This window comes from Marichromatium purpuratum 984 (assembly GCF_000224005.2).
GTDB lineage: Bacteria > Pseudomonadota > Gammaproteobacteria > Chromatiales > Chromatiaceae > Marichromatium > Marichromatium purpuratum.
In genome coordinates this window covers 2,473,489-2,493,539 of record NZ_CP007031.1, presented here as the reverse complement: position 1 = coordinate 2,493,539, position 20,051 = coordinate 2,473,489, and the positions used below count along the sequence as shown (strand labels likewise).

Genomic DNA, 20,051 nt, shown 5'->3' with positions numbered 1-20,051 from the left:
CCATGGAACCCAAGGACCTCGATGACCTGCTGACCGCGCTCTTCCAGCGCCTCCGTGCAGCCGGTGTGCCCTTGGGTTTGCCCGAGCTACTCGATGCGCGTCGAGCCCTGGAGGCTCACAGAGGGGCTGCCGAGCCGCGGCTGAAGCGCATCCTGCAGCTCCTCTGGTGCACCTCAGCCGCCCACAATGCCGAGCTCGAGGCCCAGCTTGAGCGGCTGCTGGCCGAGCGTCCGATGCGCACGGCCCCGACGGAGCGCGACGAGACACCGCCATCTCCGCCGTCAGCCACGGAGCCGCCGCATCCGCCTGCCGAGGAGGTACCGTCGTCGCCACCGCCGCAGCTCGAACCGCGCCCCATGCGCGCCCTGATGCCACTGCCCGTGCGGGCGCCCGACATGCCGGCGCCGCTGGTGGACGACGCCATGCTGATCAGTGCTGATCCGGTGTCGCGTCGGAGCATGGCGTATTCCTGGCACTACCTGCGCCGGCCCGTGAAGGACGGTCCGCGCGATCAGCTCGATCTGCCTGCCACCATCGATCGCGCCGCTCGTCAGGGCTATTTCGATCAGCCCGTGCTCGAGCGGCGTGTGACCGACCACAGCCACCTCGTTGTCCTCCTCGATCAGGGTGGCTCCATGGTGCCCTTTCACCACCTCACCCGCGAGCTGGTCGAGACGCTCAACGACGCGGGTCTCGGCCGGGTCGATATCGGCTATTTCCAGAACACACCGGCCGCGCAGGTCTATATGGATGCGCACCGCACACGTCCGATGCCGCTCGAGGACCTCCTGGCCGAGTGTGACGGCGATTCGAGCATCCTCGTCATGAGCGACGCCGGCGCCGCCCGAGGGGGCCGCGACCAGACACGCTTTCGTGCGAGCGCGCGCGTGCTCGTGGATCTCAAGCAGCGCACCGCGCGCCTCGCATGGCTCAATCCGGTCCCAAGTCAGCGCTGGGCCGGGACCACCGCGCAGCTCATCGGCGCCATCGTTGACATGTTTCCCATGGACGAGGACGGATTCAGCAACGCGGTGGACCGGCTGCGGGGCCAGGTCGGCTGGAGGCCGCGTTGAACTCTGCGCAAGACATCGCCCAAGCACGCATCGAGCGCTTCGTCCGGCGTTTCGGCGAGCCATATCGCGAGCTGGCGTGGTATGCCGCGCTGCCCTTGGTGATCACGCCCGAGCTGCTCGGTTACTTGCGTACGCATTTTCTGCGCGGGCGCGACGGCGTGCCCTGGATTGCCGAGGCCGATCTGCTGCTCTCCGATCTGTGCCAGCAGGCCGGATACGAGCAGTTCGTGTTGGATCAGGACGTACGCGCCTGCCTGATCGCCGAGATGCGCGCGCGGCTGGGATCCGAGCCAATGCGTGAAGCCGCCAGTCTGCTGTTGCGCTATGTTCGTCAGCTCGGTGCCGCCGGGGCTGGACTCGGACCCGCGCAGCTTCAGGCCGAGCAGTGGTCGGCCATGGCCTATCTCGCCGAGCAGCGGGGCGAGACGGCGCGGCAGATTGCCATCGCATTCGCGGCGGGACTTGGCGGTGCATCGCCGGAGTCTGGGGACGGGCTGATCTCTACTGCGGAGCTCAAACGCCTCATCCGACTGACCGAGGCCCTGTCCGATCGCCTTGGTGAGCACCCGGAACTGCTCGAGTATGCGGGCGAAGTCGCGCGACTCTTGCAGGATCCGCGCGCGTTGCAGGTCGTGGGCGCACGGCTCGCCCATCCCGAAGCGGCCTCCAGTGTCCGTAGCGTCGCCGGAGTGGCGCTGCCCGACATCGGCGCCCAGGTCGACATCCCAAACGAGGCGCTCCCGCATTCACCGGTTCCCTTCTGCGATCCTTTCAAAGACGGCTCCGGTGTGGGACCACAGATGGTCTTCCTCCCCGGTGGCACCTTCACCATGGGCAGCCAGAAAGGCGTCGGTCGCGACCAAGAGCACCCCGTCCACGCGGTCACCCTCAACCACTACGCCGTGGGCCAGCATCCGGTCACCGTCGGGGAGTTCCGCCGCTTCGTCGAGGCCACCGGCCACCGCACCGAAGCGGAGGTGGGCGATGGGGCATGGCTCTGGAACAAGGGAAGTCCCAAGCAAGAGCGCGACGCCAGTTGGCGCAACCCCTACATCTCACAGGACGACAGCCATCCCGTGGTCTGCATCAGCTGGAACGATGCCCGGGCTTACTGCCAGTGGCTGAGCAAGGAGACGGGGCAGACCTATGGGCTATTGACCGAGGCCCAGTGGGAACATGCCTGCCGTGCGGGCAGCAACACGGCCTACTGCTTCGGGGACGATGAGGAAGGGCTCGGTGCCCATGCCTGGTACAGCCGCAACGCGGGCGACGGCACCCATCCGGTGGGCAATAGGAAGCCCAATGCCTGGCAGTTGCATGACATGCACGGCAACGTCTTGGAGTGGTGCGAGGACTGGTACGGCGGCTACTCGAGCGAGCCCGAGCAGGATCCGAGTGGCCCCGAGTCGAGCTCCAACCGTGTGATTCGCGGCGGCTCCTGGTACAACGTTGCCGACGACTGCCGTTCGGCGTTCCGCCACCGCAGGCTCCCGTCGGACCGCGGCTACGACCTCGGCTTCCGCCTCTCGAGGACTGGCCCTCTGCACTCTTACCCTTTTACCCTCGGCCCGCCGGAGCCCGAGGTCAGGCCCGAACCGATTGCCGGTCTGCGCGATCCGCTCAAGGACCACAGCGAAGGCCCGGCCATGGTCTGGCTACCGGGCGGAGTTTTCACCATGGGGCAGGAGGATAGTCCCTACAACGACGAGAAGCCCGCGCACCCGGTGCGGGTCGATGCCTTCTCCATCGGCCAGTATCCCGTCACCTTCGCCGAGTACGACCGCTTCTGCGAGGCGACCGGGCGCGAGAAGCCGGAAGACCAAGGCTGGGGGAGGGAGGAGCGCCCCGCCATCAACGTGAGCTGGGAGGACGCTCAAGCCTATTGCGACTGGCTGAGCCAGGAGACCGGCGAGTCGTATCGCCTCGCGACCGAGGCCGAATGGGAATACGCGTGTCGGGCGGGAACCGAGACCCCTTGGTGCTGCGGAGACGACGAGGCGCAGCTCGGCGACTACGCTTGGTATGACGAAAACGCAGGTGGCCAGACCTACCCGGTCGGCCAGAAGCAGCCCAACGCCTGGCATCTCTATGACATGCACGGCAATGTCTGGGAGTGGTGCCGGGACTGGTACTCGGACAGCTATCACGAGCAACTCTTAAATGAACTCGAACAACACTCAGCATCTGCTCGAAATCTTTCGAGTGGATCCAAATCGCCATTGAGTAGTGCTCGAGAGTTTGCGAGTGAGAATCCGGGTGGTCCCGAATCCGGCTCCTACCGAGTGATTCGCGGCGGCTCCTGGAACGGCGATGCCGTCGACTGCCGTTCGGCGTACCGCAACTACTGGCACCCGTCGTTCCGCTACAACTACCTCGGCTTCCGCCTCTCGAGGACTGGCCCTTGGCGCTCTCACCCTTTTACCCTTGGCGGCGCGCAGCCGAGTCCGGACACCCAGGCCGACCCACAAACCAGGTCACCGGAAACGGCCCCGCGCGCGTCAGCCGCGGGGCCGACCGGCCGCTCCCGCTACGCTCCTCGGGAGGTTTTCCGCGATCGCTTCCGGATCGTCGGCCGCGATGGTGCCGAGACCTCGATCGACGCCCCCGAGCTGGTCTATCTTCCAGGTGGCACCTTTCTCATGGGCGACGAGTGGGGCTGGGACGATGAGAAGCCAGTGCAGCCGGTCCGGCTCGATGCCTTTGCCATCGGCCGCACGCCCGTCACCTGGGGCGACTACCGGCGCTTCTGCGAGGCCAAGGACTCTCACTGGCCGGAATGGCTGGAAAAGGGCAACCAGTACCATTTGGACACTGGCAGCAATAACGACTACCGACAGTGCGGCATCTCGGCAGATGCGGAGGACCTGCCGGTCGTCGGTGTCAGCTGGGACGACGCGGTTGCCTTCTGCGTCTGGCTCTCCGAGCAGACCGGCGAGCACTATGCCCTGCCGACCGAGGCGCAGTGGGAATACGCCTGCCGCGCCGGAACGACGACCCGCTGGAGCTGTAGCGACGACGAGAAGGAATTGGGTCGGCATGCCTGGTACGCGCAGAACGCTGGAGGCAAGCTCCATCCGGTGGGCGAAAAGCAACCGAATCCCTGGGGACTCTTCGATATGCACGGCAACGTCTGGGAATGGTGCTCGGACTGGTACTCAAGCGATTACTCCCAGCTACTCGGAGCAGGCTCCGAGCAGACGCCGAGAGAGAACCCAACTGGCTCCGAGTCGGGCTCCAGCCGGGTGATTCGCGGCGGCTCCTGGGACTACGTTGCCGACGGCTGCCGTTCGGCGTACCGCTACCACTGGCACCCGTCGGACCGCTACTACATCCTCGGCTTCCGCCTCTCGAGGACCGTATAGCTTGGCACTCTTACCCTTTGACCCTTGGCTTCCGCCATCAGGGGCAGCGCTCGGAAACGACCAAACCCCCTGGCCGCCGCGCGTGCGTAGCCGCGCGGCCGGCATGAGCCGAACGGCTCGCCGGGGTGACTGAGCCCATGCAGGTACGCGTCTTCACGCTCGGCTTCGATCCGGTGAACGGGCGGTTCGACGATAGCCCCGTCCGCGACTTCCTGACCGACAAGGAAGTCGACGCCATCAGCGACCATTTCTTCATCCACGCCGGCCGGCCCTATCTGACGCTGGTCGTCCGCTATCGCCTGGCAGCACCTGCGGCATCCACTCAGACCTCGGCCAAGTCGTCGCGGAGCGCTGCGGGCCGCGACGCCGCCTGGCGTGACCTCCTGCGCCAGGAGGACTGGCCGCTGTTCAATCGGCTGCGTGAGTGGCGCGGAGAGCGTGCCAAGGCGGAGGGCATTCCGCCCTACGTCATCTGCAACAACCGCCAGCTCGCCGAGATCGTCCAGCGCAAGCCCGGCACTCTGAACGCCCTGGCCGAGGCCGAAGGCTTCGGCGAGGCCAAGCTGAAGAAATACGGCCGCGAGCTGCTCGCGATCATCCAGAGTGCCGGCGCAGAGGAGGGTGAGGATGCGGCCGGATGATCAGGAGGATCTGCCGATCTTTACCGCCTGGATGCAGTTCCTCGAATGGCTGTTGCCGGCCACGGAGAAGTTTCCCAAGCGGGTCCGCTTCACCTTCGCCGACCGCATCAACAATCTGGCGCTCGACATCGCCGAAGACTTGGTCGAGGCGCGCTACACGCGTGACAAGGCCGCCATCCTGCGCCGGGTTAACCTGCGCCTGGAGAAGCTGCGGGTCCTGCTGCGGCTGTGTCATCGTCTCCAGTACCTGCCCCACGCCGGCTACGAGCACGCGGCCAAGTCGATCAACGGCGTTGGGCGCATGCTCGGCGGCTGGATCCGCGAGCAGGAGCAACGTCCCCGGCCATGAAACGCGCTGACGGGCTCTTCGCGCGTATCGTCGCCTTCGACAACCTGCTCGCCGCCGAGCGCCTGGCCGCACGCGGCAAGCGTGATCGGGGTTCGGTGGCGCGCTTCGAGTTTCATCTGGAGCGCGAGCTGATCCAGCTCCAGGAGGAGCTGATGGAAGGCCGCTATCGGCCCGGCACCTTCTACAGCTTCGAGGTCCGCGACCCCAAACCTCGCGCCATCTGCGCCGCGCCGTTTCGCGACCGGGTGGTGCATCACGCAGTCTGCGACGTGCTGGAGCCGGTCTTCGAGCGCTATGCCATCTTCGACAGCTATGCCTGCCGGATCGGCAAAGGTACTCATGCGGCCATCGCCCGCGCCCAGGCGTTTGCCCGGCGTGATGCCTTCTTCCTCAAATGCGATGTCCGGCGCTTCTTCGCCAGCGTCGATCACGAGGTCCTCAAGGCGCAACTGGCACGCCACTTCTGTGAGCCCCGGCTTCTCGAGCTGCTGGGCCAGATCATCGTGCACGGGCCACCGGACGCGCCGCCGGGAAAGGGATTGCCGATCGGCAACCTCACCAGCCAGCACTTCGCGAACCGCTACTTGGGCGAGCTGGATCATTTCGTCAAGGAGCGCCTGCGCGTGAAGGCCTATCTGCGCTACATGGATGACCTGCTGCTGTTCGCACCGGACAAGCCGAGTCTGCATCTGTTGCTCGCCGAGATTCGCCAGTTCCTCGCCGAGCGCCTCCATCTGGAGCTCAAAGACGCGGCCACCCTGGTTGCACCGGTCAGCGAGGGGATTCCCTTCCTCGGCTTTCGGATCTACCCGCGCACCATTCGGCTCAACCAGCGTACGCGTCGGCGGTTCCGCCGTCAGGTCAGGACCCTCGAAGCGGCGGCCAGTCAGGGACGGATCGACGAGAGTGAGCTGGCCAACCGTGCCGCCTGCCTCTTCGCCCACGTCAGCCAGGCCGATGCCTACCGCTTGCGCCGACGGGTCTCCGATGCCAGCATCACTCGTGGCTGACGGGACACAGGCTCCAACCGAGTGATTCGCGGCGGCTCCTGGAACAACGATGCCGACAACTGCCGTTCGGCGTACCGCAACAACAGGCACCCGTCGAACCGCAACAACAACCTCGGCTTCCGCCTCTCGAGTACAGATCCCCGCCCGATGGGCGCCGTTCACGGATGGCGTCCCTGCGCATCAGGTCTGTCCAGCCCCGTCGTGCCTGCGCCGGCGATCGCCGGACAAAAAAAGCCCCGACCCCGGCGTCCGCTCGCTCGGCGAATGGCCGTCGGTGGTCGTTTCTCTACCATGACATGCTTGGATGGGCGGGCTTGTCAGCGGCCGGTTCGAAATTGAATGGAGCCGCTCGAATCGCCCGGATTGCCGGCTCGTTTTTGGCTTGACTCGTTGGCTCAATCGTTGAACTTCGATGTCTGGAGGTAGGCCAGGCGGTCACGCCCGAGGAGATGGAGCTGTCGCGGCTGCGCGCCGAGGTTGCCGAGCTTCGCGAGGAGAACACGATCCTGCGAAAAGCGACGGCGTCCTTCGCGAGAGATGCGCTGTGAAGTACGCCTGGATCGATGCGCATCGCGGCGCGTGCGGCCTACGCCGGCTGTGCGCGCTGCTGGGCGTGAGTGTCAGCGGCTATCGGGCCTGGCAGCGCGGCGGCCAGCGCCAGGGGCTGAGTGATGCGCAGCTGATGCTGCTGCAGGCCATCCACGCCGAGACCGGAGGCGCCTACGGCAGCCCGCGGCCTGAGCGCGAGCAAGGCGCGCGTGGAGCGGCTGATGCGTGAGCACGGCCTGCGCGGGCGTCATCGGCGTCGCGATCGCGTCACGACCGACTCGGGCCACCGCCTCCGCATCGCCGAGAACCTGTTCGCCCAGGGCTTCCGGTCCAGCGCCCCGAACCAGGTATGAAGCGCCGATATCACCTACCTCTGGACCAATGAGGGCTGGCTCTATCTGGCCGTCGTCCTCGACCTGTTCAACCGCGAGGTCGTCAGCTGGTCGATGCGCGTACGAATCGACGCTGAGCTGGTCATCAGCGCCCTCGACATGGCCCATGCTCGGCGCCGTCCGCCTCCAGGGCTGCTGAGCCAGTATGCCAGCCACGCCTTCCAGCAACGCCTGCGCCGCTATGCCATGCGTTGCTTGATGAGCCGGTGCGGCAACTGCTGGGACAACGCCCCGACCGAGAGCTGGTTCAACAGCTTCAAGCACGAGCGCGTCTTCGGCGAGCGCTTCCCGACCCGCGAGGCGATGCGCGCAACGGCTTTCGAGTACATTGAGGTCTTCTATAACCGCAAGCGACTGCACTCGACACTCGGCTACCGTTCCCCCGTCGAGTTCATGCAACAGTGGGCGGCGAGGCAGCGCCGCGACCAGACGGTCGCATGAGACCAACCTCTTGGGGGGCGAAAAAACAGGGGAAGCTCAGACGCGAAGGGCGCCAAGGAACACGAAGCTGCGGAACTCAGGTCGCTTCATGTTTCGGTGGGGAGCGATCAGCCTCCGGTCGCCAGTCGCTGCCTGTCTTCGAACACTGACGCCGAGAGTGCGTGCTTACCGGTAACGGCAGTGGATGGAACGCGGCGCCGTCGTCGAAGCCGCACATCTACTGGCGGCTCAAGGTTGATGACTGGCAGCTTGAATCCCTTTTTGCCTTTTCGCGCCTTGCGGTTCAATTGCCCGCCAGCCGGAAAGACTGAACCGCCAAGGAAGCAACCAGCCTCTAGTGTCAGTTTGCAGTCAACTGCCACGGTACGAGACAAGCCAGCCCTCTCACTGGAGGCTGATGGCTGGAGGCTTTTCTTCTTCGCGTCCTTTGCGCCTTGGCGGTTCAATCCCCTGATCGCTGATCGCTCCTACGACCCGCGTCGACCGGGGACGCTGAGGATCTCGACGCGGACTCGCGCCAGTCCCTTGTGGAGCATGTCGAGTTTGGCGGCGGCGGCACGCGAGAGATCGATGATGCGGCCCTTGATGAAGGGGCCGCGGTCGTTGATCCGTACCTCGATGCTCTTGCCGGTGGCGGTGTCGGTGACGCGCACCTTGGTGCCGAGCGGCAGGGTCTTGTGCGCGGCGCTCAGCCGGGTCTTGTCGTACGGGGTGCCGCTGGCCGTCGGCAGCCCGTGGAGGCTGTCGTGATAGTAGGAGGCGATGCCCTTCTGGACGTCGCCGGGGGCGACCTTGGCCGAGACCTGGGCCGCGGGGAGGACGAGCAGCGCGGCGAGCGCGCCGCTACGGAGGATAGCGGGGATTCTGTGCATGAGGCCAACCTGATTCTGTTGTATTGCGGCGCATGGACACCCCGTCCCGCGCTGGTGCGCGGGACGGGTGAACGCCGTGATTCAGAGGTTGGCGCGAGTCTATAGGGAAACCACCTAGGGGTAAACCCTTAATCCGCTCGGGTGGATGCTTCCGCCGTGTCCCTGAGTCCGTCCATCAGGTCGCCGAGGTGTCGTCGGAGGGCTGCAGTCGTTCGCACTCCATCGTCCCCATCGGGCCGACCAGTCGCGCCGGCAGTCGCGGTGCGGCGCTGATCAGCGAGACCACCACCGAGGCGAGATAGGGGATCGACTGCACCAGCAGCACCGCCGCCCAGATGCGCACATCGAGCATGTAGCCATCGTCACGCAGCAGTACCAGCACCGCGCCGAGCCATAGCGCGACCACGAACAGCGCCTCCTCGCGGGCGTCGAGCAGGGCGCGCACCGCGGCCGGCGCGCTGGCGAGCTTGGGGGTGCGGAAGAAGCCAAGCCTGCCGCTGGCCAGGGCGCCGAACATCGCCCGCGAGATGGTGTGCGAGAGCGCCAGACCGGCGAGGCCGGCGGCGAGGCTCTGGCGCAGGGTGGCGGTGACGCGACGGCGATAGAGGAAGAAGCTCTTCGACATCTTGAAGCCGAACATCACCAGCGGCACCAGGGCGACGGTGATGTAGGGCGGGGTGACCTCGCCCGGGAACATCACCATCGCCACCGTCCAGCCGAGCGCGGCGAGGTTGAACAGCAGGTTGATGCCGTCGGCGAACCAGGGCAGCCAGCCGGCGAGGAAGTGATAGCGCTGCCCGGCGGTGAGCGCGGTCTTGCGCAGCCCGAACAGCTCGCGCCAGTGGTGGATGAGGATGCGCACCGCGCCGTAGGCCCAGCGGTAGCGCTGTTTCTTGAAGTCGGAGAAGGTGTCGGGCATCAGCCCGCGGCCATAGGTGCAGGGGATGTAGAGGGCCTTGTGGCCGGCCTCGAACACCCGCAGCCCGAGTTCGGCATCCTCGGTGATGCACCACTCCGACCAGCCGCCGTCCTCGAGCGGTCCGCGCCGGATCATCGTCATGGTGCCGTGCTGGATGATGGCGTTGCGCTCGTTGCGGGTGACCATGCCGATGTGGAAGAAGCCGCGATACTCGGCCATGCACATCGCCTTGAAGGCGTTCTGGTCGGCGTCGCGATAGTCCTGCGGGGCCTGGACGATGCCGACCTCGGGATCGGCGAAGGCCGGCACCAGGTCGCGCAGCCAGTTCGGCGAGACGATGTAGTCAGCGTCGATCACCGCCACCACCTCGGCGTCGGGATGGGTGTGGCGCAGCGCGAAGTTGAGCGCGCCGGCCTTGTAGCCCTCGAGTGGTGCGACGTGGAAGAAGCGGAAGCGCGCGCCGAGCCGTGCGCAGTGTGCCTCGACCGGGCGCCACACCGCCTCGTCCTTGGTGTTGTTGTCGATCACCAGCACCTCGAAGCGCGGATAGTCGAGCGCGGCCAGGGCATCGAGGGTCTCGATCAGCAGCTCCGGGGGCTCGTTGTAGGCCGGAACCTGGACCGAGACCAGCGGCAGTGCGTCATCGGGCAGTTGGTGGCGCGGGAAGGCGCGGCGCCAGCGGCGCAGCCACAGCGACTCGGCCCACTCGTGCGCCTCGGCCGAGACCAGCACGATCACCCCGACACCGCCGAGCAGCAGCAGGATGCCGACGGCCGCCGTCGCCGGGGTCATGTACTGACGGGTGTAGTCGTAGACGATCCACACTGCGGCGGTGGAGATGGCGTAGGTGACGATCGCCAGAAACCCCTTGCCCTTGCTCGACAGGGTGGCGCTGTCGCGATAGAGGAAGGCGAGCAGCAAGACCGCCATCAGCACCGAGAGCGCGGCCAACTCCTGCCAATCGGGGATGCGCACCACCGGCTGGGTGAGGGCGAACTTGGGCTGGCGCTCGACGTCGTAGACGCCCCAGTAGGTGCCGATCGAGCCCTCGATCTTCATCTTCCACGGCTGGTCGAAGGCCTCCATCACGTAATAGACATAGCCCTCGGACTCGGCGTGGGCGAGGAAGCGGCGCAGGAAGCGGGTCTGGTTGGTCAGCGAGGGCTCGGCACCGCGGTTGCGCCGGCCGTTGCTCGGCCAGCCGACCTCGCCGATGATCACCTGCTTGTCGGGGAAGGCGGCCTTGACCTGTTCGTAGCGCGAGATGGCGTAGTCCACCGCCTCGTCGTAGGGCACGCCCTCCCAGTAGGGCAGCAGGTGGATGGTGATGAAGTCGACGTGTTCGGCGAGCTTGGGATATTTCAACCAGACGTGCCAGGGCTCGGCGGTGCTCACCGGTAGCCAGGTGGTCTTGCGCACCTGGTCGAGATAGTCCATCAGCGTCGCCACCGAGACGTCGCGGCGCAGGATCGCCTCGTTGCCGACGATCACCCGCACCACGTTGCGATAGCCCTCGGCGAGCACCTGGTGCAGGCGTTCGAGTTCGCGCTCGTTGGCCTCGGTGTCGGGGCCGACCCAGGCGCCGAGGGTGACGTTGAGGTCGTGCGCGGCGGCCAGTCGTGGCACTGCCGCCAGGGTGTCCTCGACGGTATAGGTGCGCACCGCATAGGCATCGCCCTGGAGCAGCGCCAGATCGGCATCGATCTCCTCGACCGTGGGGTAGATGTGCGCGCTGGGGTCGTCGTCGGCCTGCATCGGCGCGAACGAGAAGCCCTGGATACGCGCGGGCCAGGGTGGCTCGTCGTCGGGCTGATTGAGCAACGCCCAGGCGGCGATGGTGAGCAGGGCGATCAGGATCGGGATGAGGAAGTTGCCGGCGCGTCTCATCGGCTGGCTCCGCTGTCTGGGGTTGGATCGGTCTCGGGCGTGGCGACGAACCACTGCCAGGTCGGCGCGATCGGGGTGATCCGGTGGGTCGGCGCGAGCTGCGCGCGCAGCGACTCGGAGGGAGTGAGCAGGTAGTAGGTGCGCTCCGGCGCGGGCGTGAGCGCGGCCGGGTCGGCGAGCTGGCGCAGTCGGGTCTCGGGGGCAAGCTGGTGGGCGAGCGAGAGCAGCTCGCCGGCGCTCACCCCGCTGGGACTGGCCAGCACCTCGACGCCTGTCGTCTGGCGGTTGATCCGCTCGGCGATGGCGGCGTTGTCGGCGCTGAACTGCTTGGTCCACCAGGTCTCGGCCTCGAGGATGGCGTGCTGCGAGCCGAGCCCGAGCGCGAGCAGCAGGAGCAGTACCAGGGCCGCGCCGTGAGCTGTCGGTCCTGGGGCCTCGAGCGCTCGTCCTAGCGACCAGGCGAGGATCAGGCCGAGCGCGAGCAGCGCCGGCAGGGCATAGCGCAGGTGCAGCGAGCGGCTGCCGCCGAGGACCAGGTCGGGCCCGAGTACGATGCCCAGATGGACCAGGATGGTCGCGAGCAGGAGCCTCACCGCCACGCCGGGGGCGGTGACGACGAAGCGCCACAGCGCCCAGAGGAGGGTCATGAGCAACAGCGCCACCGTCCAGCCGGGTAGCCGCGTCGGGCCGAGATCGATGAAGGTGTGCACCAGGTGGTCGCGCCAGGCGGCGAGGATGCGTGCGCCGTCGATCGGACGCTGCATCCAGGCGGTGAACTCATCGATGCGCTCCGGGGCGAAGGCCATCACCGCCACCCAGGGCAGGAACAGCACGCCGGCCGTCACCACCGCGACGAGCCAGCGTCGCCACCGCTCGCCTCGCGCCAGAACCACCAGGGCGTGTACCGGCAGCATCAGTACGAACAGCAGATGGGTATAGAGCCCGAGGGTGAGCAGCGCGCCGTAGCCCCACCAGTCGCCGCGCCGGTCGTGTCGGCAGGCATGCAGTAGGGCCGCGCTGGCGGCGACGACGAGCAGCAGCCAGAGCGCGTACTGGCGCGCCTCCTGGGCATAGAGCAGTTGCACCGGGGAGACGGCCACCAGGGCCGCGGCGACCCAGGGCGTGAGCCCGCGACCGCCGAGTTCGCGTGTCAACCAGAACACCGCCGGGACCAGCAGTACGCCGAAGAGTGCGGCGAGCCCGCGCAGGCCCACCACCGGGTCGGAGGCGAGGCCGCCGGCGACGCGTCCGAGCAGGTAGTAAAGCGGGGCGTGTTCGGGGTGCGAGGCCAGTGCCCGCAGTGTCGCCGCCCAGCCGAGCGCGGGATCGGGGCGCTGGAAGCGCAGCAGCTCGGCGGCGCTGATCGGTTCGGCGGCCTCGAGTGCCGCCTGCAGCGCCTCGAACGGATGACCGAAGATCCGCAGTAGGGAGAAGGTCTCGTCGTGCCAGACCGGCAGCCCGGCGAGATCGAGCGCGCGCGCGCCGCTGCCGAGCAGGATCACAACCAACAGGGTCAGGCGTAGCAGGGTGGCGCGGGACATCGGGCTGGAGACGGATGGCAGGGGCAAGGCTTGATCGTCCTGATGACGCCTCGTCGGGCCAGGGGGCGGCGCGCGTGGCACGAGGCTGCCACCGGGTGCGCCGGTGAATGATAACGCGTTCGTGCGCCGACGCCGATGATTCGGGTCAGGCTGTGCCCAGCCGCCAGCCGCCAGCCGCCAGCCGCCAGCCGCCAGCCGCCAGCGGGAAAGACTGAACCGCCAAGGCGCGAAGGGCGCGAAGAAAGCGACCAGCCTTCAGCAGCCAGCCTCCAGTGTTGGCTTGCACTCAACTGCGGCGAGACCAACCGCGCCTCCCTCACTGGAGGCTGACGGCTGGAGGCTTTTCTTCTCTTGGCGGTTCAATCCCCCGGCCGCTGTCTGTCAGGCGGGCGTGTCGGGCTGGTCCTCGTAGCGGTAGCCGACGCCGTAGACGGCGTGGATGAGTTCGCGGTCGGGGTGGAGTTCGGCGAGCTTGCGCCGGAGCTTCTTGACGTGACTGTCGATGGTGCGGTCGGAGACCACCCGGCGGTCGCGATAGATGCGCTCCATCAGCTGCTCGCGCGAGTAGATCCGTCCCGGCGCGCGGTGCAGGGTCTCGAGCAGCGCGAACTCGACGGCGGTGAGTTCGACCGTGCGCTCGCCGTCGCTGACCCGCAGGCGCGCCGGATCGAGGTCGATGGCGCCGGACTGCGCGCCGACCGGCTCCGCGCTCACCTGCTGGCGCCTGAGCACGGCCTTGACCCGGGCGACCAGTTCGCGTGGGCTGTAGGGCTTGCAGACATAGTCGTCGGCGCCGAGTTCGAGTCCGAGCAGGCGGTCGATCTCCTCGACGCGTGCGGTGGTGATGATGATCGGTATCTGGCTCTCGGCACGGATCTCGCGGCACAGGGTCAGCCCGTCGCGTCCCGGCAGCATCAGGTCGAGCAGGACCAGTGCGGGCCGGTGATCACGGAGCCACTCGAGCACCTCGGTGCCTTCGGCGAGATGGGCACTGCGATAGCCGCCGGCGTGCAGGTAGTCCGCGAGCAGTGCGGCGAGACGCTGCTCGTCCTCGACGATCAGGATCAGCGGGGCGTTGGTGTTGTCGGTCATCGGTCGCTGCGTTGTCCGGGGTCGGATGGGAGTTCGAGACGGATCCACAACCCGCCGAGCGGCGCGGGGCGTGCGCTGATGGTGCCGCCGTGCGCGCGCGCCACGTTGTCGGCGATCGCCAGTCCCAGCCCGGCGCCGCCGGTGTGGCGGTTGCGCGAGCCCTCGACCCGGTAGAGTCGCTCGAACAGGCGTGTGCACTGCGCCTCGGGGACGCCGGGGGCGGTGTCCTGGAAGTCGACGGTCAGCCCCGCGGCGGCGCGCGCGACCCGGATCTCCAGCCGTCCACCGGGGTCGGTGTACTGCAGGCTGTTGGCGAGTAGGTTGCGGAAGAGCTGTGAGAGACGCTGGGCGTCGGCCAGTAGTGTGGTCTCGCCCGGCGGCGTGGCGACGAGCGCGAGGCTCAGCCCGGCGTGTTCGTAGCGTTCGGCGAAGGCCTCGCAGTCGGCACGCAGCAGCGCTACCGGATCGGTCGGCTCGAAGCGGTAGCCGAGTGCGCCGAGATCGGTGGTGGTGAGTTCGTAGAGATCGTCGACCAGGCGCCCGAGTCGCAGCGCGTCGGCGTGGAGTTGATCGACGGTGTCGGCATCGAGTGGTCTGACCCCGTCCTGGACCGCCTCGAGCTGGGCGCGCAGCAGCGCGAGCGGGGTGCGCAGTTCGTGCGAGATGTCGGCCACCCAGCGCCGGCGTGCCTGTTCGTTGCTCTCGAGCGCCGCGGCCAGGGCGTTGACGTCGCGTCCGAGCCGGGTGAGTTCGTCGTCACCCCGGGGGGCGGCGCGCGCGGCGAAGTCGCCGGCGGCGAGTCGGCGGGCCGTCTCCTGCAGCTCGTGCACCGGGCGCACCAGACGCCGCGAGAGCGGATAGGCGAGAACGGCCGAGAGGGCGAGCATCGCCACTGCGATCAGCCACAGCCGATCGCCCTGACGGGCGCGAAAGCGCAGCTCGGCGACCTCGGTCACCGGGCGCCCGGGGAGGATGGCGAGCGTACCGATGATGTCGCCGTCGAGTCGCAGTGGCTGACGGCGGGCCTCGGCGAGCAGTTCGCTGCGGCCGTAGACGATGCCGCCCTCGGCGTCGAGCAACATTAGGCGCAGCTCCAGTGGCGTGGGGCGGTCGTGATGGCGCAGCCGTTCGAGCGTGTGTGGCGGCGGCCAGACGCCATCGCCGAGAGCGCCGTGCATGGGGGGGCGTCGAGCGGAGTGTGCGATGGCGCGACCACTGATGGCGTTGAACCACCGCCGAGGCTCTGCGCGCAGCGCCTGCCAGTCGCCGTGCTCGCGATAGCTGTCGATCAGGTGTTCGCCGACCTGCTCGAGCCGCGCCTGTTCGCGCGCGTCGACCAGCTCGACCAGACCGCGCTCGAGTGACCAGTGCATGAACGCCTGGGTGCCGACCAGCACCAGTACGCAGGCGAGCAGCAGGGTGAGGAACAGCTTGACACGGATCGAGATCGACATCTGGCCATTGTCCGATCTCGGGGTGCAAAAAAGAAGGATATGAGCGCTGCGCCGAACTGGTTCAGCGGTGTCGCTGTTGCCCCGTCGGTGGCGCGGGCGGGCAGAGGTGTCGACGCAGCAGGGCGCGGCGTTGGCACTGGCGGCTATAGGGGCGGGTGCGGATCAGATTGCACAACAGGGTGCGCAGTGGGCTGCCGAGGCGATGAGAGTGGGGGCGTTGGGACATAGTGGTGCATCGTTGAGAGTGATCTTCGATGAGAATATTAATAGGAATGATTTCTTATCTTGCCAAGTGTTCGCTGGCCGATCGTCGTTCCCCGAGAAGCGATCGGTGATCAGTGCGCTGAACTTGCTGGTTTCCCCTAACGCGTGCTCACGGCGTACCATGCACCCCCCTGGCGCGTGCGCGTGACCCGTGGCGCACGGCGCGATAGGTGTCTTGCGAGCGTGTGTCCTCGGCTCCTCGGAGCCGCGCGTCGCTCCGGATCCTACATTGGTTTGTTGTCAACGTGATTTTGGAGCTGATTCCGGCATGAGTCGCCCCGACGATTCCCTGATGGCCGCATTCTGGGCTTTCCTGCCCAAGATCCTGCCCTTTTCTGATGTCGCTTCTCCCGGCCTGCCGTTACACCGCCTGTTGCGGTTGTCGCTGTTCCAGGTCTCGGTCGGTATGGCGATGGTGCTGCTGACCGGAACCCTCAATCGGGTGATGGTCGTCGAACTCGGGGTGCCGACCTGGTTGGTCGCCACCATGGTCGCCTTGCCGCTGACCTTCGCGCCGTTGCGGGCGCTGATCGGCCATCGCTCGGACTACCATCGCTCGGCCTTCGGGCTGCGGCGCATCCCCTACATCTGGATCGGCAGCATGTTGCAGTTCGGCGGTTTTGCGATCATGCCCTTTGCCCTGCTGCTGCTCTCGGACACCGACAACAGCATGAATTTCATGGGACAGTTCGGCGCCGCCCTGGCCTTCCTGTTGGTCGGTGCCGGGTTGCACACCACTCAGACTGCGGGTCTTGCGCTGGCCACCGACCTGGCGCCGCCGGACAAGCGCCCGCGCGTGGTGGCGCTGCTCTACGTGACCCTGCTGGTGGGCATGGGCGGGAGTGCGCTGCTGTTCGGCGAGCTGCTGACCAACTTTTCGCAGCAGCTGTTGATCCAGCTCATCCAGGGCGCGGCTGGCGCCACCCTGTTTTTCAACGTCGTCGCCTTGTGGCGACAGGAAGCGGTGGATCGGGCGCGCGCGCGCGCCAAGATCCCACGGCCGCCATTCGTCGAGACCTGGCGCCGTTTCGTTGAGGGTGGACAGGCGACCCGCTTGCTGGTCGCCGTCGGGCTCGGCACCATGGGTTTCACCATGCAAGACATCCTGCTCGAACCCTACGGTGGGCGGGTGCTCGGCCTGAGCGTCTCGGAGACGACGACGCTGACCGCCATCCTCGCTGGTGGCACCCTGCTCGCCTTCATGTTCTCGGCGCGGCTGCTCGGGCGCGGCGGGATGCCTTACCGTCTTGCCGCATCCGGTGTCGTGGTGGGGTTGGCGGCCTTTGTTTGCGTGATCGCCTCCGCCGCGCTCGATCAAGCCTGGCTCTATCGCCTCGGCGCGGGGTTGATCGGCTTCGGCTCCGGATTGTTCCTGATCGGCACCCTGACCGCTGCCATGGGGATGGCGCGTGGCGGTCACAGCGGGCTCGCGCTCGGGGCCTGGGGCGCGGTGCAGGCAACCGCGATGGGGCTGGCGGTGGCGCTGGGCGGCGCCCTGCAGGACCTCTTCGCGATGCTTGCCGAACGCGGCGTATTCGGTACTTGGCTGAGCGGTCCGGCAGTCGGGTATGACTTGGTCTACGTCTTGGAGATCGTGCTGCTGCTCGCTACCCTAGTGGCGCTGTTGCCATTGCTGCTGCGCCCCGCCGACGATGAGCCACGCGCCGGGCGCATCGAATTCGATCACATGCCTTGAGCCATTGCGGGTGCGGCGATGCGTCGTCGCGCCGTCGCGAGTCTGTCCGTCACTGTATGGAGGTCGACATGGAAAGACGCTCGTTCCCGCTCCCGATCCGACTGCTCGTGGCCTTGTCGCCATTGTTTCCGTTCCCGCTCCAGGCACACTTCCAAACCCTGATCCCCTCGCACGAGATCCTCGATGTCGCGACCGGTCCCGAGCTTTCGCTCGAACTCGAGTTCACCCATCCGATGGCCGGCGGGCCGCGGATGGACATGGCGCCACCGGTGCGTTTCGAGGTGCTCGGTCCGCAGGGGCGCGAGGATCTCGGCGATCGACTCGAGGTGGTCGAGCACCCCGACGGGATGCGTGGCTATCGCGCCGACTATCGGGTGAAGGGACCGGGCGATCATCTCTTCATGGTCGAGCCAGCGCCCTATTGGGAGCCGGCCGAGGGGGTGATGATCGTCCACTACACCAAGGTGGTGGTCGATGCCTTCGACGCTCAGGACGGCTGGGACCGGCTGCTCGGCTTGCCGGTCGAGATCGAGCCCTTGACCCGCCCATACGGGTTCTGGGCCGGCAATCTGTTCCAGGGCGTGGTGCGTCGCGACGGCGAGCCGGTGCCCTTCGCCGAGGTCGAGGTGGAGTGGCGCAACGATGGTAGCGTCGAGGCCCCGGCGCCAGCCTTCCTCACCCAGGTGGTGCGGGCCGACGGCGACGGGGTGTTCAGCTATGCCATGCCCTTCCCGGGGTGGTGGGGCTTTGCCGCGCTGCTCCCCGGCGAGCAGCCGATGACCAACCCCGAGGGTGAGGCGGTGCCAGTCGAACTCGGTGCCCTGATCTGGGTGCGGGCGCGTGCGCCCGAGTGAGCCGCGGGTGCTGCTGCTGGCATTGCTGATGCTGTGCTGGCAGCCGGTCTGGGCGCATCGGCTCAACCTGTTCGCAGGCGTCGAGGGGATGCGGATCACCGGGTCGGTCTACTTCTCCGGCGGGGCTCCTGCCGTCGGCGTGCCGATCGAGCTGTCGGGGGGAGAGGTGTCGCTGGCGTTGGTGAGTGATGCCGAGGGGCGCTTCGCGCAGACGGTGATCCGTGCGGCCGACTATCGGCTGGTGGCCCGGACCGCCGACGGTCATCGCGCCGAGTGGCGGATCGGTGCCGCCGAGTTCGTCGCCGCGCCGCCCCCTCAAGCCGCGACCCAGATGAGCGCGCCGCCGTCGATGGCCGATCCGGCGTTGCTCGCCGCGATTGAGCTGGCGGTGGCGCGTCAGCTGCGTCCGCTGCGCGAGGAGCTGGCCGCCGAGCAGGCGCGCGTGCGGCTGCGCGATCTGCTCGGCGGGCTTGGTTACATCCTCGGGCTCACCGGGGTGGCGTTGTGGTGGCGCGCGCGGCGCGGCTGACGTCGGCCTGTTGCTGCGGGTTCAATAACCACCCTTGCGCCTGACCTCGGGGAGCCCGGCGATGCGGGTGCCCTGCTTGGTCGGGGCGAGCGGAAAGAGCTGATAGAGGTCCTTGCTCGTCGGCTTGCTGCCCCAGCGTTGCGCCATCGCCTTGAGCACCGCGCGCTCCATCGGCTGGTTCTGGCCGTTGTCGAAGTATTCCTCGCGCAGGTAGCGGATCACGTCCCAGTGGCGTTCGCTCAGCTCGACCGACTCCTCGGCCGCGAGCGCCTCGGCGACGGCCTCGCTCCAGTCGGCCGCGTTCTCCAGATAGCCATTGGCGGTGGTGGCGATGGTCTTACCGTTGACCTCGATGGCCATTGCGGACTCCTCCCTACTGCAGGCTCGATGATCACCGGCGCCGGGTGCGCCGGTTCGGGTATCTGGTGTCTCTGCGCGGTCGTCAGCCCGGCCGGACCGGGTCGATGCCCTTGTGTGCGATGAACAGTCCGCAGCCGAGGTGACGGTGCGACCCGAGCCCATGCTGCTGGAGCCGGATCGACTCGTCGGGCGGCAGATTTGCCAGCAGCAGGCTGCGGGTGTGAAGGGGGCCGTCGGCGGTGACGAGCGTGAGGGCGCGACCGCACAGCGCCTTGCGCACCCCGACCTCGATCCGGGCGAGCGTCTCGGCGGCGCGTTCGAGGAAGGCGTTCTCGTCCTCCTCGGCGCTGCAGACGACATGACGGGCGAACTGCGTGGGGTTGGGATCGAGCGATCGGATGCGTCCCTGCCCGATGGTCAGCGGATGACCGGCGACCTCGATGTGGCTGCCCGGCAGTGTCGCCAGCAGCGAGTCGGACAGGTGTTGCGGGACGCGCAGCCGCAGCTTGGTGCGGCGCGAGAGCTGCAGGCAGGTGTCGGTGCCGTGCGGCGGGCGCTCCCAGCCGTTCTGTGAGCCGGCGCCGTGGATGCTGTGGATGCCGAGCCCGGCGGTCTCGGCCAGCCAGGGCTGGGCGACGATCAGTGCGCGATGCAGGGCATCGGCATGATCGACCGGGAGCGCCCGGCAGTCGATCGCGAAGACCAGTTCGACAACGTCTGCCGGGACCCTGAAGTCGTCTTCCTGCTCGGGTTCTTGCCAGTACAT

At 67.5% G+C, this 20,051-nt stretch carries 15 protein-coding genes and 2 pseudogenes; 10 read left to right on the top strand and 7 right to left on the bottom strand.

Annotated elements, in window-relative coordinates:
* Positions 1 to 2 precede the first annotated feature (2 nt).
* The 7 genes and pseudogenes from MARPU_RS10835 to MARPU_RS18160 all read left to right on the top strand — a co-directional run.
* On the top strand, positions 3 to 1,073 hold the full coding sequence (locus MARPU_RS10835) for a hypothetical protein (protein WP_005223259.1): 1,071 nt from the start codon (positions 3 to 5) through the stop codon (positions 1,071 to 1,073).
* Complete coding sequence (locus tag MARPU_RS16760; RefSeq protein ID WP_005223260.1) at positions 1,070 to 4,435, top strand: formylglycine-generating enzyme family protein; 3,366 nt, start codon at positions 1,070 to 1,072, stop codon at positions 4,433 to 4,435. Before MARPU_RS10835 ends, MARPU_RS16760 begins: the two co-directional genes overlap by 4 nt.
* A gap of 137 nt (positions 4,436 to 4,572) precedes the next feature.
* On the top strand, positions 4,573 to 5,076 hold the full coding sequence (locus tag MARPU_RS16755) for an HRDC domain-containing protein (protein WP_005223261.1): 504 nt from the start codon (positions 4,573 to 4,575) through the stop codon (positions 5,074 to 5,076).
* Entirely contained in the window at positions 5,063 to 5,425 is a 363-nt protein-coding gene (gene avd, locus MARPU_RS10815) for a diversity-generating retroelement protein Avd (protein WP_005223263.1), read from the top strand. The genes MARPU_RS16755 and avd overlap by 14 nt, the downstream gene beginning before the upstream one ends.
* On the top strand, positions 5,422 to 6,435 hold the full coding sequence (locus MARPU_RS10810; RefSeq protein ID WP_005223264.1) for an RNA-directed DNA polymerase: 1,014 nt from the start codon (positions 5,422 to 5,424) through the stop codon (positions 6,433 to 6,435). Before avd ends, MARPU_RS10810 begins: the two co-directional genes overlap by 4 nt.
* Positions 6,436 to 6,453: 18 nt before the next feature.
* Positions 6,454 to 6,774, top strand: a pseudogene (locus MARPU_RS18165) (SUMF1/EgtB/PvdO family nonheme iron enzyme); the annotation flags it as partial.
* A gap of 89 nt (positions 6,775 to 6,863) precedes the next feature.
* Positions 6,864 to 7,817: pseudogene (locus MARPU_RS18160) on the top strand (IS3 family transposase); the annotation flags it as partial.
* 467 nt (positions 7,818 to 8,284) lie between these two features.
* On the opposite strand, the gene MARPU_RS10800 reads toward MARPU_RS18160, so the two are convergent.
* The 5 genes from MARPU_RS10800 to MARPU_RS10780 all read right to left on the bottom strand — a co-directional run bounded on the left by MARPU_RS10800 (position 8,285) and on the right by MARPU_RS10780 (position 15,582).
* Positions 8,285 to 8,689, bottom strand: a complete 405-nt coding sequence (locus MARPU_RS10800) for a septal ring lytic transglycosylase RlpA family protein (protein ID WP_005223268.1) — start codon at positions 8,687 to 8,689, stop codon at positions 8,285 to 8,287.
* A gap of 175 nt (positions 8,690 to 8,864) precedes the next feature.
* The gene (locus tag MARPU_RS10795) at positions 8,865 to 11,495 is read right to left on the bottom strand and encodes a glycosyltransferase (protein ID WP_005223269.1); all 2,631 of its coding nucleotides are present in this window, start codon (positions 11,493 to 11,495) and stop codon (positions 8,865 to 8,867) included.
* Positions 11,492 to 13,063: a glycosyltransferase family 39 protein gene (locus MARPU_RS10790; protein ID WP_025275285.1), complete on the bottom strand. Its 1,572-nt coding sequence runs from the start codon at positions 13,061 to 13,063 to the stop codon at positions 11,492 to 11,494. Before MARPU_RS10790 ends, MARPU_RS10795 begins: the two co-directional genes overlap by 4 nt.
* Positions 13,064 to 13,417: 354 nt before the next feature.
* Complete coding sequence (locus tag MARPU_RS10785) at positions 13,418 to 14,128, bottom strand: response regulator (RefSeq protein ID WP_005223271.1); 711 nt, start codon at positions 14,126 to 14,128, stop codon at positions 13,418 to 13,420.
* A complete protein-coding gene (locus MARPU_RS10780; protein WP_005223272.1) occupies positions 14,125 to 15,582 on the bottom strand; it encodes an ATP-binding protein in 1,458 nt (485 codons plus the stop codon). The genes MARPU_RS10785 and MARPU_RS10780 overlap by 4 nt, the downstream gene beginning before the upstream one ends.
* 532 nt (positions 15,583 to 16,114) lie before the next feature.
* On the opposite strand from MARPU_RS10780, the gene MARPU_RS10775 reads away from it, so the two are divergent.
* From MARPU_RS10775 to MARPU_RS10765, 3 genes are all read left to right on the top strand, one after another.
* Entirely contained in the window at positions 16,115 to 17,542 is a 1,428-nt protein-coding gene (locus MARPU_RS10775; RefSeq protein ID WP_005223273.1) for a BCD family MFS transporter, read from the top strand.
* Positions 17,543 to 17,610: 68 nt separating this feature from the next.
* Positions 17,611 to 18,396, top strand: a complete 786-nt coding sequence (locus MARPU_RS10770; protein WP_005223274.1) for a DUF4198 domain-containing protein — start codon at positions 17,611 to 17,613, stop codon at positions 18,394 to 18,396.
* Positions 18,383 to 18,925, top strand: coding sequence for a carboxypeptidase-like regulatory domain-containing protein (locus tag MARPU_RS10765; RefSeq protein ID WP_025275284.1), 543 nt, complete (start codon positions 18,383 to 18,385; stop codon positions 18,923 to 18,925). The genes MARPU_RS10770 and MARPU_RS10765 overlap by 14 nt, the downstream gene beginning before the upstream one ends.
* Positions 18,926 to 18,946: 21 nt before the next feature.
* Here MARPU_RS10765 and MARPU_RS10760 read toward each other — a convergent pair whose 3' ends face one another.
* Positions 18,947 to 19,285, bottom strand: coding sequence for a TusE/DsrC/DsvC family sulfur relay protein (locus tag MARPU_RS10760; protein WP_005223277.1), 339 nt, complete (start codon positions 19,283 to 19,285; stop codon positions 18,947 to 18,949).
* 82 nt (positions 19,286 to 19,367) lie between these two features.
* A complete protein-coding gene (gene cas6 / locus MARPU_RS10755) occupies positions 19,368 to 20,051 on the bottom strand; it encodes a type I-MYXAN CRISPR-associated protein Cas6/Cmx6 (RefSeq protein ID WP_005223278.1) in 684 nt (227 codons plus the stop codon).

What these genes read in the sequence shown, in the direction of transcription:
- MARPU_RS10835 (WP_005223259.1), top strand. Translation starts at nt 3, where the DNA reads ATGGAACCCAAGGACCTCGATGACCTGCTGACCGCGCTCTTCCAGCGC.
- MARPU_RS16755 (WP_005223261.1), top strand. Translation starts at nt 4,573, where the DNA reads ATGCAGGTACGCGTCTTCACGCTCGGCTTCGATCCGGTGAACGGGCGG.
- avd (WP_005223263.1), top strand. Translation starts at nt 5,063, where the DNA reads ATGCGGCCGGATGATCAGGAGGATCTGCCGATCTTTACCGCCTGGATG.
- MARPU_RS10810 (WP_005223264.1), top strand. Translation starts at nt 5,422, where the DNA reads ATGAAACGCGCTGACGGGCTCTTCGCGCGTATCGTCGCCTTCGACAAC.
- MARPU_RS10800 (WP_005223268.1), bottom strand. Translation starts at nt 8,689, where the DNA reads ATGCACAGAATCCCCGCTATCCTCCGTAGCGGCGCGCTCGCCGCGCTG.
- MARPU_RS10795 (WP_005223269.1), bottom strand. Translation starts at nt 11,495, where the DNA reads ATGAGACGCGCCGGCAACTTCCTCATCCCGATCCTGATCGCCCTGCTC.
- MARPU_RS10785 (WP_005223271.1), bottom strand. Translation starts at nt 14,128, where the DNA reads ATGACCGACAACACCAACGCCCCGCTGATCCTGATCGTCGAGGACGAG.
- MARPU_RS10780 (WP_005223272.1), bottom strand. Translation starts at nt 15,582, where the DNA reads ATGTCGATCTCGATCCGTGTCAAGCTGTTCCTCACCCTGCTGCTCGCC.
- MARPU_RS10775 (WP_005223273.1), top strand. Translation starts at nt 16,115, where the DNA reads ATGAGTCGCCCCGACGATTCCCTGATGGCCGCATTCTGGGCTTTCCTG.
- MARPU_RS10770 (WP_005223274.1), top strand. Translation starts at nt 17,611, where the DNA reads ATGGAAAGACGCTCGTTCCCGCTCCCGATCCGACTGCTCGTGGCCTTG.
- MARPU_RS10760 (WP_005223277.1), bottom strand. Translation starts at nt 19,285, where the DNA reads ATGGCCATCGAGGTCAACGGTAAGACCATCGCCACCACCGCCAATGGC.
- cas6 (WP_005223278.1), bottom strand. Translation starts at nt 20,051, where the DNA reads ATGTACTGGCAAGAACCCGAGCAGGAAGACGACTTCAGGGTCCCGGCA.